Below are 14,310 nucleotides of genomic sequence, written 5' to 3'. Positions count from 1 at the left end.
GGATATGACGAATATCAATATTCCCTGCTCTTATGATGCAGAACAGGCTGTACTGGGTGGCCTGATGCTGGATAACGAACGCTGGGACGAAGTGGTCCTGTTGCTGGCACCTGATGATTTTTTCGTGGCCCAACACAGAGCCATCTACAGGTCCATGGCTGAGTTAGCTGCAGAAAATCAGCCGTTAGATTTAATTACCCTCGCAAATCATATGGAGCTTCAGCGACTTCTTGAACCGAAAGGTGGTTTTGCGTATCTGGCCGAACTCAGTAAAAACACGCCATCGGCGGCTAATATCCTGGCGTACGCCGGCGTGGTGGCAGAAAAAAGCCGTCTGCGCCAGTTGCAGGCGGTAGGCAATATGCTGGTTACCGATGTGCAGGCACCGGGGGCAAAATCATCAACCCTGCTGGAGTCAACAGAGAGCCAGTTGTTTCGCCTGGCTGAGCGGGAGATTGCGCAGACCTGCACGGAGCGGGTCATCAATGACGTGATGGATGCGATGGTCAGCCGCCTGGAAACACTGACAGGGATGGAGGGGAGCAGTGGGACGCCCACAGGCTTTCGGGAGCTGGATGAGAAAACCTGTGGTCTGCAGCCGGGCGATTTGGTGCTGCTGGCCGCCCGCCCGTCGATGGGAAAAACCGCTCTGGCTCTGGCGTCCTGCGCCGCAGCGGTAAGAGAACGTCCGGACGCCCACGTCTTTATTTTCAGCCTTGAAATGCCGGCAGAGCAGCTGAGTATGCGTCTGATGGCGATGCTGGGACGGGTGGAGCTGTCCCGGTTGCGCAGTGGTGAAATGGGAGATGAAGAGTGGGCCCGCTTGTCTGCTGCCATGAGCGAGATTGTGGCCTGGAATAACCGTCTGGTAATTGACGACACCAGTTATCAGACGCCATCCACTCTGCGAGCCAGAGTACGTCGCTACGTCCGTAAATACGGTAAACCCTCGCTCATTATGGTGGATTATCTGCAGTTGATGCGTTCACCGGAGCAGGAGAACCGTACCCAGGAAATCGCGGAAATCTCCCGGGCGCTGAAAGCGCTGGCAAAAGAGTTTGGCTGCCCCGTTCTGGCACTCTCTCAGTTGAACCGCCAGGTAGAACAGCGAGCGGACAAGCGCCCTAACAATGGCGATCTGCGGGATTCCGGGGCGCTGGAGCAGGATGCCGATCTCATCATGTTTATCTACCGCGATGAGGTCTACAACCCTGGTACGATGGACATCGGCGTGGCAGAAGTCATCATCGGCAAGCAGCGTCAGGGCCCGACCGGCACAATGAAGGTCAAGTTTGATGGCCGGTATACGCTCTTCTCCGATTTTCAGGAAGGCGGTTATGACCTGGGCTATCAGGGAGGGCGCGTATGAGCCGTAAGAACCCAAACGTCGGGGCGGCCATGCTGCAGCCGGGGCGTAAAACCAGCACGGCCGGAGAATCCAGTGCGACGGAAGCTGGGGTACTGCTGCTTCCCATGGTGCTGACGCTGGATCAACTGGCTCCGAACCCCGATAACCCACGGATAACCCGCAACCCGTTGTATGACGATATCAAGGCGTCCATTCGCGCCAGTGGACTGGATTCGGTGCCGATCGTCACCCGTAACCCGGATAATCCGGATAAATACATTTTCAGCAACGGCGGAAATACCCGTTATCAGATCCTGAAGGAGCTGTGGCAGGAGACTGGTGATGAGCGATTCTGGCGTATCCATACGCTGGTAAAACCCTGGCCGGGCCGGCTGAAATGTCTGGTGGGGCATCTGGCGGAGAATGAAGTCCGCGGCAACCTGACGTTCATCGAGAAAGCGCTGGGTGTCCACCACGCCCGCACCATTTATGAGAATGAAATCGGTCGTTCTGTCTCACTGCGTGAGCTGTCCGGGCTGCTCGCGCAGGAGGGACTGCCGGTTCATTACTCTTCCATAAACCGTATGGAAGATACCGTCAGATATCTTTATCCCTGGATGAAAGAACTGCTGGAGTCCGGGCTGGGTGCTCCTCAGATACGGCTTCTTCTGTCTCTGCGGCAGGAAGCGGAGCGGATCTGGGAACAGTTCGTACTGCTGTCTGACAGCAGTGATGCCTGCTTTACCGACGTATTCGGGGCGTGCTGCCGCAAGTTTGATTCTCCCGAACTGTGGTCACCGGATATGTTCCGGGACGAACTGATTGGTGATTTGCTGCAGGCGCTGCCGCATCCTGAGCTGAACTATGACCGCTGGATGATCGAGCTGGACCCCAAACGTCACTGGCAGCCTGATGAAAAGCCTCCTCTTCCTGAAACGTTGGCCATATCTGATGGATCTGTCGCTACCGACGGTGATGGTGGTGAACAGCAGTCAGAATCAGAACCACCGGAGCAGCAGGAACCACCGACGGGCTTTTCAGAACCACCGTCAGATCCCGGGAATACTGTCCCCCCACGGACTGAGATTCAGCCGGATATGTACGGCGGAGCCTCCGTGATTTCCGGGGGCAGCGAGGATATTACGGAGCCGTACAGTGATGATAATACTGGCGACAGCGATGAGGCGCTGATGTCGATGCTGGCACCGGAGAGGGAGTCGGATGACGACGGGGACGACGATGTGTCTACGTTATCTCCCATTGATGACGATGCCATCTGGCCCATCCCTGCATATCAGGATGATATTGAGCATCTCCAGAATATCGTCTTCCTGCTGGCGTGGGAGCTGGCTGAAAAGCTGGGCTGTGAAGATGAAATCCTGCCTGACCGCGACAGTGATACCTCCCCGGGGTTCCGGGCCGTTGGTGACCACTGCAGTGCCCCGGCAGCCCTGCTGCTCTCTCTTGCCGGGCTCTGTCCGCCCCGAACTTCCCCCTGTGGTCTTGATGCTGTGCTGACGGGTGGGCCGTCGCAACAGGACGTACCAACGCTTGATGATGAACATGCCATGAAGTTGCTGCGCCTGATGCGTGTGCTGCGCCGCCTGCGCGAACTGCAGCGGGAAGTGACCTTTACTGAAGAGGATAACAATGATGAATAACACCCGACAGGAACGACTGGTCAGCCTTGTACGAAAACTGCTGGATCTGAGCCGTCGTAACAGTAATCCCCATGAAGCCGGTCTGGCACTCAGCCGGGCGCAACGCCTGATGAAACAATATGGCATCACTGAACAGGAGGCCGGCCTTTCCGCTATCCGGAAAGCCCCCACGCAGGGCGCCCCGTCAAATGCGGAGAAAGTGCCGGCGTGGCAGGAAAGCCTGGTCTGGGCAATTAACCACGCTTTTGGGTGCCGGGCGTATTACTCCTGGCGGGAGGCGAATGACGGTACATATCGTCGGATTGTGGTTTTTTACGGTACCGGTGAGCGGCCGGAGGTGGCGGCGTATGCCTGGGATGTGCTGTGTCGTCAGCTGAAGGATGCCACAACGGCATATCTGAAGACGCAAAACAAGCGGCTGAAGCTGGCCACCCGTCGTCACCGGGCCGATCAGTTCCGTGCTGGTTGGGTTTGTGGCGTACGCCGGGTGATATCGACCTTTCATATTTCAGAGCAGGAGGTGCAGCTGATGGAAAACTGGATGAACAACCAGAATATGAAAACGGCCACGCTCCGGGATGTGAAGGACTGTCGGGGCAGTGACCTGGCCCGACAGCAGGGTATTGAAGCCGGCAAAAATGCCCGCCTGAACCACGCTGTGGGTGGCCGTGGTCCGGTGGGTATTGGTTACAGGGCGGAGCGGTCATGAAAAAGGAGTATCAGAACGCACTTAAGGTGGGGGCACTGCACGGTCTGTGGAGCTGCGTGATTCTGGGGACACTGGCCGCAAATGTTTATTTTGGACCAGCTCCATGGTCATGGGCAACCACAGACTCATGGACATTCATCCGGGGGCTGGGCGTTGCCGCATTATCCTCTGTCATGGTGGGAATGCTGGCAGCTTATAAGGACAAGGGGGACTTCATCCGGGTTATGGGATGGGCTGCTTTCCTTCCTTTATTAACGAGCCTGGCTCTCTTCCACGCGGGATGGTTGATTTACAGCGTGATCGTCTGGCAATGGCATTATGATTATGCCCTCTTTCTGTATGGCGTTCTCTGGTCTTATGCCTGCATAGCGTGGGGATTATGGAGCTTTATTGCTGTCCCCTTTCTTTATCGCAATCCCCTTTAGCCGGAGAGTTCCTCATGAAAAATACTAACACTAACGGATTGCTGATGCAGTTGGTGCTGGACCTGAAATCGGGATACCTCCGTCGCTGTGAATCTCTGGGGCTGGCCCGCGAGGAAATGCAGATGCTGATGGGGCTTTCCCTGGAGGAGTTGCATTACCTGTCCAACAGCGAGGTGTCGGTGGTTAACGTCAGTATTAACCACAGCAATCTGGTCAGCATGCTGCAGCGGGCCCGGCAGGAACAGAAGCGTCTGCAGCGAATCGATCGGGCGCTGGCCCTGGGCGGCTCCATTGAGCTGATGCAGACCTTCTTCGGGCTGGCGAGCACGGATATCGCCGCCCGGCGCCGTATCGCGGGCATCACTGTCAGGCCCGGACGGGGCTGTACGCTCAGTGATGAGGAAAATGCGGAAATCTGGCGTATCTGGCAGAAGAGTGGCGTCGAAGATGCTGAAAGTCCGGACGGACTGGATGTCATGATGCTGGCTGCCGAGCAACTGAACGTCTCGCTGACGTCGGTCTGGAATGCCGTAAAAGGCTGGCACAAAAGTCCCCGGGGGCGGGAGAAATCCCCGGTAAGGGCAGGTGCATGAAGTTGATCACGATCGGGCCCGGTTTGCGGGCCCTTCCCGGTATACCAGTCCGGTACTGTAAGAAGGCACGGCGACAGATTCAACTTTTCCGCTGCGGTACCCATAACTACAAACGGCTGGAGGACAGAGGATGCGGATATTTCAAAATTGATATCGGTCCGTTCTGGCGTCTGCTCAGCCGAAATAATGGCCGGACCTGGCTGTTACTGAGCCATGAGCGCTATAACCGCGAAATACGTAAATAGGACGGGGGAAAACTGAACAGTACTTTTATCCTGCACCTGTCAGTCGGGTGCAGTAATAAGCGTACTTATTCTGAATGTTGTGAACGGAATGGCTGCGAATGACCACAGAAGGATATATATAACCATGATGCCGGCTGACAGTCTGATTGCACATACGCTGGAGAAAATGAATGCCCGCCTGGCCACGAAACCTCTGCATGAGGATGGCCGGATACGCAGTGGTCTTCTGTATACCGGGAACGTCCATGATGCCATCCCGCGTCGGTTGCTTCTGGATACCCGACTGTCCCCGCTCGACAAGCTGGGCTGGATGATGATCCGCCTGTACGCGCAGAATAATGAGGGGGCCGTGTTCCCCACTTATGATGAGCTGCAGCTGCAGCTGGCGTCCCCGGGAAAGGGGAAAGCTTCCCGGGAGACGGTCAGCCGGGTGTTGCTGATGCTGCGAATAACCGGCTGGCTCAGCCTTTGTAAACGGGTACGCGACGAATATGGCCGTGTGCGGGGCAATATCTACGCTCAGCATGATGAGCCGTTAACGTTCCGTGATGCGGAGACCTTCGATCCACGTTTTCTGGATACGGTCGTCGATGCCTGCCGGAGCAAAAACAAAACAATTAGCCAGACCGCCAGGGAAATTCTTGAGGAGATCAAGTCCGATCCCACCATGCGTCATTACCGCAGCCATCTCTCCCTGCTGGAAACTCGTCTGGGCAGCCCACAGGACGGGCGGCAGATGGCAGCCCGGCAGGCAGTCAGGGAACAGAGTCCGGAAACCGAACCCTGTCTCCGGCAAATAAAAAACGGGCAAAAATCACCGGATTCGGAAGCCGAACTCAGTAAAAAACAGAGACAGGATGCACAGAGTTCGGATTCCGAACTGCCAGTAAAATCAGCAGGTTACCACAAAGTTCGGAAACCGAACCATTACGTACGTAGTATCACACAGAGTGTGAAAAAAAATACGTACGTTGCCGATGGCAATTTGCTCCCGGATATTCTGAACAGCATCGTTTCCGCTGAGGATCGGATGATGCTGAACGGCCAGCTGCAGGCGTTGCCTGAAGAGCAATCCCGGCAGATTTTGTCCAGCCTGAAAATCATGCTGGACCGCCGACAGGTGGCAAACCCTACCGGCTGGCTGCTGGCGATGATGAAAAAAGCCCGGGAGGGACAGCTGAATCTAAATCCTGGAACAGCCGTCGCAGAGGATAAACCGCAGCCACGCCCGGAGCAGCGACCATTTGTGCCAGCTTGTCAACCTGCGGGGCAACCAGTGACAGAGCAGCAGGCCCGTCAGTATGTGAGCCAGCTCCGGGCCAGACTTAAGACTGTGATTAAAAAGTGAACAGTGTTGGCAGTGCCAACAGTGATTAAAAAGTGAACAGTGTTGGCAGTGCCAACAGTGATTAAAAAGTGAACAGTGTTGGTAGTGCCAACAGTGATTAAAAAGTGAACAGTGTTGGCAGTGCCAACAGTGATTAAAAAGTGAACAGTGCTGGCAGTGCCAACAGTGATTAAAAAGTGAACAGTGTTGGCAGTGCCAACAGTGATTAAAAAGTGAACAGTGTTGGTAGTGCCAACAGTGATTAAAAAGTGAACAGTGTTGGCAGTGCCAACAGTGATTAAAAAGTGAACAGTGTTGGTAGTGCCAACAGTGATTAAAAAGTGAATAGTGTTGGTAGTGCCAACGGTGATTAAAAAATAGACAGCGCTGCCAGTGGCAACAGCGGTTAAAATGTGAGCAGCGTTGGCAGTGCCTGCAGTGATATCCCTCCTGAAATTTTATTCTGTCGGGATCTGGTTTCTGATTGTCCCGTCATACCCTGTCCGGGACTATTTCAAGCGGAAGTGCGTCCATCATTATTCACTTGAAAGGAAAAGGGGGGCCTGAATGGCTGACGAGAAAAACAGCGTTGAAAAGAAAACTGCACCGGTACCAAAACCCGGGGCGTTGCAGTCATCACTTTCCATGTTGTTGCATACCTGGTATGCAATTCGGCTCTGGGAAGGGCGCAGGCGCGATGACGACAACAGCCGCCATGAGATTATCAGTATGCCGCAGGTTATCTCCCGGGCAGGGATCGCGTTTCGCGATGCTGCTGCGGATAATCCCTATGCCGATGCGGTGCTGGTAAAAATGGAAGAGGCGATTAAAGCCGCGTCCGACAAAATTCAGGGGTATGTTTCTGTTCTCGACAGTACCCTGTCTGATATCCCCAAAGGCGTAACGCTCTCGGATGTGGAATCCAGCCAGCCCCTGAATATTCAGGTCTACAGCCGTTCTCCCCTCGGATACCGCTGCGTCTGGTTGCTGGTCGGCTATGATCAGCTGGCGATGAAAGCCTTCCAGGCATTCCATTACGGTCTTATCTCCCGCACTCAGCGTGATACCTGGCTTAATAATGGTGGTCACGCCATCCGTAAGGTTTATGGCGCCGTTCAGCATTACCGCACCGTTGCGGTTAACCGGAATGATATCCTGAACCTGACCGAACGGGGGCGAGAGGCGGTGCAGCTACTGGGCGAACCCGATCCCGATATTTTCTCCGGTAAAATACGTTCGTCGTTTTCTCCGCCGCTGGAAAAACGCTGAGGCAGACTATGCAACTTTATCAACTTTATCTGTGTGAAAAGCCCTCACAGGCAAAGGATATTGCCAGGGTGTTGGGCGTCAGCCGGCGTGGACAGGGATTTATTGGGGATGGCAATACCGTTGTGACCTGGGCCATTGGGCATCTGCTGGAGCAGGCCGATCCGGAATCGTACGGGGAGCAATTTGGTAAACCCTGGCGGGCAGACGTGCTGCCCGTCCAGCCGGAGCGCTGGAAGATGGTAGTAAAATCCCAGACCCGGGACCAGTTTACGGTTATCAGTAAACTGCTGAAGCAGGCCAGTGAGGTGGTGATTGCTACCGACGCTGACAGGGAGGGGGAAGTCATCGCCCGGGAGCTGCTGGAATACTGCCAGTACCATGGTCCTGTACGCCGCCTGTGGCTGTCGGCACTGGATGAAGCCAGCGTAAGGGAAGCGCTGGCCAATATTCTGCCCGGAGAAAAAACCGCCAGACTGTACGATGCCGGCAAGGGCCGAAGCCAGGCCGACTGGCTGATTGGTATGAACCTGACGCGCCTGTATACGCTGAAGGCCCGTGATGCCGGTATCTCAGAAGTATTGTCTGTCGGACGGGTACAGACGCCCACGCTTGCCATGGTGGTGAACCGCGATAACGAGATTGCCCGTTTTGTTCCGGTTCCCTGGTGGCAGGTGCAGGCCGTACTTGAGAAGGATGGGATTCGTTTCCATGCAACCTGGGTTCCTGTTACTCAGTACTGTGACGATGAAAAGCGTTGCATTAATAAACAGGCTGCACAGGCGGTTGCACAGCTGTGTCAGCAGCATAAAAGCGCCGCTGTACTGGAGGTCAGTCAGAAACGGGAGAAAATGCCTGCACCGCTGTGTTTCGATCTCGGAACGCTGCAGCAGATCTGTTCCCGGAAATTTGGGCTGGGTGCCCAGCAGGTACTCTCAATCGCCCAGTCGCTGTACGAGACGCACAAGGCGACGACCTATCCGCGCACCGATTGTGGTTACCTGCCAACATCCATGCAGCAGGAAATTCCTGAGGTATTGTCTGCCGTTGCTAAATCAGATCCGTCGATAGCGCCAGTGCTGGCACAACTGGACCGGGAATTTGTCTCGCGGGTCTGGAATGATAAAAAAATTACGGCGCACCATGCCATCATTCCCACCCGGCAGGCGTTTGATATTTCACGCCTGAGTGATGATGAGCTGAAGGTCTATCAGCTGATTCGTTTGCATTATCTGGCTCAGTTCCTGCCGTTGCAGGAGTCTGATGTTACCGATGCCTCATTCAATATTGGCGGACAGCTGTTCAGAACCCGCGGAAAAGTGAATGTGGTCACCGGCTGGAAAAGTCTGTTCCAGGCAGAAAAACCGGAAGACGGCGCTGAAGGTGAAGAGGAGCAGTCATTACTGCCACCACTGAGTAATGGCGACAGCTGTACGGTCAGTGGAGCCGTGGTGGATGATAAAGTCACCGCGCCGCCGAAACCGTTTACCGAGGGTACATTAATTGCGGCCATGAAGAACGCGGCCAGCCAGGTCAGCGATCCAAAGCTGAAAAAGGTGCTGCGTGATAACGCAGGGCTGGGTACGGAAGCGACCCGTGCCGGCGTACTGGAGACGCTGTTTAAACGTAACTACCTGGAGAAGAAGGGAAAATATATCCGTTCGACACAGCTGGCCCGGGAGCTTATTGCCGCATTGCCCGACACCCTGACCAGCCCGGGGATGACCGCCCTGTGGGAGCAGGCGCTGGACGATATCGCGCAGGGAAAAATGTCGCTGGACGTCTTCATGCAGAAGCAACAGCAGTGGACCCGCCACCTGATTGAAAAGGGACGCAGTCAGGGAATAAAAATCACGGCGCCGGTCACGCCGCCCTGCCCGGTCTGCAAGGGACCGACCCGTAAACGGAAAGGGAAAAACGGGGATTTCTGGGGATGCATTCGCTATCCGGACTGTAACGGCATTATCGGCGGGAAAAGTAAAAAAGCCGGTGCCCGTAAGAGAAAAGGCGCTACAGCAAAATCAGCAAAATCACCGGCGACCGGCAACTGATTCCATCTACACATTGTGAGCCAGTTCTGCTATGGTTGCCGGGCTTTGATGCAATGAGTACCCCGCTGGCCGAGGGGCTGCCGGTAAACTTATAACGGGGTTTATCGCTGGCCGGCCCGACAGTCGGTACCTGCACACTACCGGACTGTAAGACGCGAAACCTCCGTGAAAACCGCGCCAGGGAGAATATGGATACTCCCCGGAGAACAGAATAATGACCACGGGTTACGTACTGACCCCAGGGCGCTGGTAACAGCGCCTTTTTGTTATACGCTCCCCCTGAAGCAGGTTTACCTATAAATACAGTTAATTGCGATTATCTTTATCGGTTCTGGGTTGACATTTTTTAACGGCGGTTTAATTATGGCATGGCTGAACTGTCGTTTTTACGACCACTAATGTTCCTGTAGTCTGTGAGGAACGCCTTCGGGTGGCTACATAAACTCTCCCGTACCCTGAGAAGGGAGAGCACAGAGAATTCTGTGGGGAAACCTGCTCACCTTTGAAAGCAGATATCGCCAGTTTAGTTTAGGCGCGCTATGACGCGGCGATGAAGGTCATTTCACTCAACTTACCAGACTGTCAGAATACAGCTGATTCTGACTCCCCGACGGGAAAACAACCCCCGTCAGGGCTGATGTTTTCTCCGTCGTACCTCTTTTACCTCCATGGAGAAAACATCATGTCTGCTAACAACACTACTGCCAAAACTGAATACTTCAATCTGACCATTAAAGGCCTGGGGTATCTCAGTAATATCCGACAGGTTAACCATCAGAACGGCTCGTTTCTCAGTTGCGTCATTAATGCACTGAGTGGCCCGACTGATAACCCGTCGTATGTCCGTTTCGATGTCGTGGTTGCCGGTAAAGAGGCAACCAGCCTGATTGCCCGCTGCCATAAGGCCGTTGATGAGGACAAGAAGGTTTTGCTGGGATTCAATCTGAGTAATCCATCCACCGACATCTTTACGCTGAACAAAGGCGAGCATGCCGGCGAACAGCGTGTCAGCCTGAAAGCCCGCTTAATCAAAGTGGACTGGATCAAGATAGGCCAGGATATGGTTTTCAAAGCTGAATCGGACTCCGTGCCGCCCCAGACTGGTGCTGCTCAGCACGAATACGCTGAAAACTCTTTCTGAACCATTTTTACCTTCACCTCCCTGAACAGGCCTTCTCCGTCAGGGAGGCCTGTTTTCTTTTACAGGAAACAAATCATGAACAATTCTCAAGGCGTTCTGGCTGCAGCCGCTGGCTTTCACTTATCCCTGCAGGTGTTGAAAAACAATGCCGGCTATTACATTGGCACGATGAATCATCAGGGTCCTGTTTCCAGAGAATCGGAAGAATATTTCGATACCTTTGAACTGGCAGAGAAAGCGCTTGAATGCGGTGGCTGGACACAGCGCTGCCAGCCCTGGACATAAGGAGAAAAACATGGCTTCACGTGGCATTAACAAAGTTATCCTGGTTGGAAATCTCGGTCAGGACCCCGAAGTTCGGTATATGCCCAATAATGGCGGAGCGGTAACGACATTATCACTGGCAACATCGGAGCAGTGGCGCGATAAGCAGTCCGGTGAAATGAAAGAAGTGACTGAATGGCACCGGGTGGTGATATTCGGAAAGCTTGCTGAAATCGCCGGGGAATATCTGCGTAAGGGCTCTCAGGTATATATCGAGGGTCAGCTGCGTACCCGTAAATGGCAGGGGCAGGATGGCCAGGATCGTTACACCACCGAGGTGGTGGTTTCCGTGAATGGCGTCATGCAGATGCTGGGTAGCCGTTCGCAGACATCCTCCCGATCACAAACCGGGGGATGGGGCGAGCCTCAGCAGCCCTCTGCGCCGGCATACAGTGGACAGCCAGCTAAATCGCAACCCGCTAAAACCGCGCAGCCATCGGCAGGTAATGCTGCGGGTGAGCCCTTCGGTGATGATATCCCCTTTGTCGGGCGGGGCTATGGAACGGGTAAATCTGCCATATATGCGCTCTGATATTTAACGCCCGGGGCTGCTTTTTACGCCCCTGTTTTGTTTATGGTATGCTCTGTAGTAACAGTATGCCATAACTTCTTTTACTAACCGGAGGCTCCTATGGGAACTCTTTACGATAATGATTTCTACGGCTGGACTCAGGAGCAGGCCGATTTGTTGCGTTCCGGTCAGTTGTCAGAGCTGGACACACAGCATCTGCTGGAGGAAATTGAAGCGATGGGAAGAAGCGAACGTCGTGAACTGGAATCCCGCCTCAGGGTGTTGTTCATGCACCTGCTCAAGTGGCAGTATCAGTCCGAGCGCCAGAGCCGGAGCTGGAAACTGACTATTGAGGAGCAGCGTTTGCAGGTTGCTGAATTACTAGCGGAAAACCCCAGCCTCAGAAATCGTCTCCCGGGACTTACAGAAAGCGCCTGGCGTCTGGCCATTATTTCGGCTGAACGTGAAACCAATATCCGGCGTTCAGTTTTTCCGGCAACGTGCCCCTGGACATTTGAACAGGTGATGGATCCGGAATTCTGGCCTGACTGATTTACCGTTATACACAACCCTTAACGCTGACCTTCCGGTCGGCGTTTTTTTTCATTTATGGAAAATCAGTTGTTAATTGAGTGAATGCGGGGGGATTTCGCACAGTGAGGCCTGTTAATCACTGTAATGGAAATCCCACATGAAACTTCATTCCCGCTGTAAGACCCTTACCGCTGTTCTGCCGCTGCTTTTACTGGCCGGCTGCTCCTCTCCACCTCAGAAACTACAGCAGCGTGATGCAGCGGTGCTCACGCCTTCCGTGACTGTCACCCGCAATGTTCAGCCCGTCGCGCCTGATGAATATGCCCGGACGCCGGAGGTGGTGCGTTATGACCGTTATCTGCTGGTCAGCACGGCTCCGATGGTTGCCCAGCGCGATCCGCTGTCCCAGGTTATTGATATCCGTATTCCGTCATCCCTGCATCCGACCGTGGCGGATGCCCTGCGCTACGCGCTGAAGCAATCCGGTTACTCTCTCTGTGCTACGGGACCGGCAAACGGTGTTCTGTACCACCAGCCACTGCCGGCCGTGCAGTATCAGTTGGGGCCCATGCGCCTGCGCACCGCCCTGCAGGTGATGGCGGGCCCGGCCTGGCAGCTGGAGGTTGATGATGTTCAGCGCGTGGTCTGCCACAGCCTGCGCGACGGATATCAGTTACCGGCCAGCCAGTTACCGCCTGTCCGGACTCCCTGGCAGGCACCCGTCCCGGCTAAGGGAGGGTTTCTGAAAAAATGAGCGACAGGAACATCACTGAGTCTTTACACGTCGGGAAAAAGAGGCGTCTGCGTTCATGGTGGTCTGCTGTTGGCACCTGTCTTTGCCTGATGATGGCGGCGGCCGGTTTTGTGTTGTATGTACTCGTCAGCGGCGTGACTGATCTGGATATGCGCCTTTCACGTCTGGAAGCGCAGGACAATACCGGCACAACCAGCACGATGTTATCCACCCTTCAGTCGGAGGTCTCAACGCTGCAGGCCGGGTTGGCCGATAACCAGCAGCGTGTGGCCACACTGCAGAAAGACACTGAAGCCCGGACCAGGCCTTCGCAGGAACTGACCGCTCTGCAGGCCTCTGCCGCACGGCTGCAACAGGTGCAGCAGGAGATGGAGACCCGGCTGAGTGCGCTTGCTGAACAACTGAATGCCCTGAAAGCGGTACCGGCGGCTGTGACTCCGGCTCCGGGAAAAACACCGACAGAGATCAAAAAACAGTTACCCGTTAAACCCCGTTCAACTGTACGTCATGCGCCGTTTGTGCTGACCGGCGTGGAAAGACGAGGCGCGGAGTCGTGGGCGGCGGTGGCCCCCCGCGGTTACCACAGCCTGTCGCAGATAGCGCTTATCGGGGAAGGGGAAACCGTCTCCGGCTGGACGCTGGTGCGTGCCGGTTACAGCGAAGCGACTTTCCGTGTCAACGGGCGCCTGACTGCCCTTAAGGTGGAGTAAACCATCATGAAACTGAAACTGACCTTTCTGGCGCTGGTCATGCTGAGTTCGCAGGCTCAGGCGGCCACAGATACCTCCGTCGTTGAAAACTCGCAAACCACACAGAGCCAGACGCAATCCCTGCAGCAGAAAGCCGGCGAATGGGGGCTAAGCCCGGAGGATTACCAACGGTATCAGCAACTGATGAATGGCCCCAGGGGGATTCAGTCCCCGGGTCTGGATCCGCTGTCGGCGCTGGGGATTGAGGCCCGCACGCCGGCAGAGCGCCGTCAGTATGCGGAAAAATGGGTTAAAGAGGAGTTTGTCCGTACGCAAAAAGAACTGGATTTCCAGTGGGAAATCAATGCCGCCTGGCAACGGCTTTATCCGGACAGACTGCCGGTGAATCTGGGGAATGCTGCCGGTGTTGCCCGGGATGCCGGGGGGCGTCTGGCGTTGTTCGTTAAGTCGAAGGACTGTCCGACCTGCGATGCGCGGCTGTCTGCGGTGCTCAGTGACAATCGTCCGGTTGATATTTACCTGGTCGACAGCGAGGGGAGTGACGATAAGTTACGCCAGTGGGCTCGCGCTCACCGTATCCCGGCGGAAAAAGTCCGTTCCCGGCAGGTTACGCTGAATCATGACGGTGGGCGCTGGTTGCGCTTTGGTGATGGCAAAATGCCGGTATTGCTGCAACAGGGGGAAAAAGGATGGCATATCGCCGCGTTCTGA

The 14,310-nt window shown here is 55.0% G+C and carries 16 protein-coding genes; all 16 read left to right on the top strand.

The window, feature by feature from the left end; translation table 11 throughout:
* Positions 1 to 4: 4 nt before the first annotated feature.
* Entirely contained in the window at positions 5 to 1,369 is a 1,365-nt protein-coding gene (dnaB-PI, locus tag C7M51_RS14915; protein ID WP_141177342.1) for an SPI-7-type island replicative DNA helicase, read from the top strand.
* Positions 1,366 to 3,009 carry a ParB family protein gene (locus C7M51_RS14910; RefSeq protein ID WP_141177343.1) on the top strand — a complete coding sequence of 548 codons (1,644 nt, stop codon included), beginning with the start codon at positions 1,366 to 1,368 and terminating at the stop codon, positions 3,007 to 3,009. Before dnaB-PI ends, C7M51_RS14910 begins: the two co-directional genes overlap by 4 nt.
* Positions 2,999 to 3,718, top strand: coding sequence for a DUF2786 domain-containing protein (locus tag C7M51_RS14905; protein WP_141177344.1), 720 nt, complete (start codon positions 2,999 to 3,001; stop codon positions 3,716 to 3,718). The genes C7M51_RS14910 and C7M51_RS14905 overlap by 11 nt, the downstream gene beginning before the upstream one ends.
* Complete coding sequence (locus C7M51_RS14900; protein ID WP_141177345.1) at positions 3,715 to 4,143, top strand: hypothetical protein; 429 nt, start codon at positions 3,715 to 3,717, stop codon at positions 4,141 to 4,143. Before C7M51_RS14905 ends, C7M51_RS14900 begins: the two co-directional genes overlap by 4 nt.
* Positions 4,144 to 4,157: 14 nt before the next feature.
* Positions 4,158 to 4,736: a DUF2857 domain-containing protein gene (locus C7M51_RS14895; protein WP_141177346.1), complete on the top strand. Its 579-nt coding sequence runs from the start codon at positions 4,158 to 4,160 to the stop codon at positions 4,734 to 4,736.
* On the top strand, positions 4,733 to 4,981 hold the full coding sequence (locus tag C7M51_RS22490; protein ID WP_141177347.1) for a ParE family toxin-like protein: 249 nt from the start codon (positions 4,733 to 4,735) through the stop codon (positions 4,979 to 4,981). Before C7M51_RS14895 ends, C7M51_RS22490 begins: the two co-directional genes overlap by 4 nt.
* Positions 4,982 to 5,105: 124 nt before the next feature.
* Complete coding sequence (locus tag C7M51_RS14890; RefSeq protein ID WP_141177348.1) at positions 5,106 to 6,329, top strand: STY4528 family pathogenicity island replication protein; 1,224 nt, start codon at positions 5,106 to 5,108, stop codon at positions 6,327 to 6,329.
* A 546-nt stretch (positions 6,330 to 6,875) separates the two neighbouring features.
* On the top strand, positions 6,876 to 7,577 hold the full coding sequence (locus C7M51_RS14885; RefSeq protein WP_141177349.1) for a PFL_4669 family integrating conjugative element protein: 702 nt from the start codon (positions 6,876 to 6,878) through the stop codon (positions 7,575 to 7,577).
* A gap of 8 nt (positions 7,578 to 7,585) precedes the next feature.
* A complete protein-coding gene (locus C7M51_RS14880) occupies positions 7,586 to 9,625 on the top strand; it encodes a DNA topoisomerase III (RefSeq protein ID WP_141177350.1) in 2,040 nt (679 codons plus the stop codon).
* Between the two features lie 682 nt (positions 9,626 to 10,307).
* Entirely contained in the window at positions 10,308 to 10,766 is a 459-nt protein-coding gene (locus C7M51_RS14875) for an STY4534 family ICE replication protein (RefSeq protein ID WP_141177351.1), read from the top strand.
* A 75-nt stretch (positions 10,767 to 10,841) separates the two neighbouring features.
* On the top strand, positions 10,842 to 11,051 hold the full coding sequence (locus C7M51_RS14870; protein WP_141177352.1) for a hypothetical protein: 210 nt from the start codon (positions 10,842 to 10,844) through the stop codon (positions 11,049 to 11,051).
* 10 nt (positions 11,052 to 11,061) lie between these two features.
* The gene (locus tag C7M51_RS14865; protein WP_141177353.1) at positions 11,062 to 11,622 is read left to right on the top strand and encodes a single-stranded DNA-binding protein; all 561 of its coding nucleotides are present in this window, start codon (positions 11,062 to 11,064) and stop codon (positions 11,620 to 11,622) included.
* Positions 11,623 to 11,721: 99 nt separating this feature from the next.
* Positions 11,722 to 12,153 carry a DUF29 domain-containing protein gene (locus C7M51_RS14860; protein WP_141177354.1) on the top strand — a complete coding sequence of 144 codons (432 nt, stop codon included), beginning with the start codon at positions 11,722 to 11,724 and terminating at the stop codon, positions 12,151 to 12,153.
* A 139-nt stretch (positions 12,154 to 12,292) separates the two neighbouring features.
* The gene (gene pilL2, locus C7M51_RS14855) at positions 12,293 to 12,889 is read left to right on the top strand and encodes a PFGI-1 class ICE element type IV pilus protein PilL2 (protein ID WP_141177355.1); all 597 of its coding nucleotides are present in this window, start codon (positions 12,293 to 12,295) and stop codon (positions 12,887 to 12,889) included.
* Entirely contained in the window at positions 12,886 to 13,599 is a 714-nt protein-coding gene (locus C7M51_RS14850; protein WP_141177356.1) for a hypothetical protein, read from the top strand. The genes pilL2 and C7M51_RS14850 overlap by 4 nt, the downstream gene beginning before the upstream one ends.
* Positions 13,600 to 13,605: 6 nt before the next feature.
* Positions 13,606 to 14,310 (top strand): TIGR03759 family integrating conjugative element protein, encoded by a 705-nt coding sequence (locus C7M51_RS14845; protein WP_141177357.1) that lies wholly within the window; start codon positions 13,606 to 13,608, stop codon positions 14,308 to 14,310.

It is taken from the genome of Mixta intestinalis, from assembly GCF_009914055.1.
Taxonomy (GTDB): domain Bacteria; phylum Pseudomonadota; class Gammaproteobacteria; order Enterobacterales; family Enterobacteriaceae; genus Mixta; species Mixta intestinalis.
The sequence above is the reverse complement of the archived record's forward strand: the minus strand, read 5'-3'. Positions and strand labels throughout refer to the sequence as shown.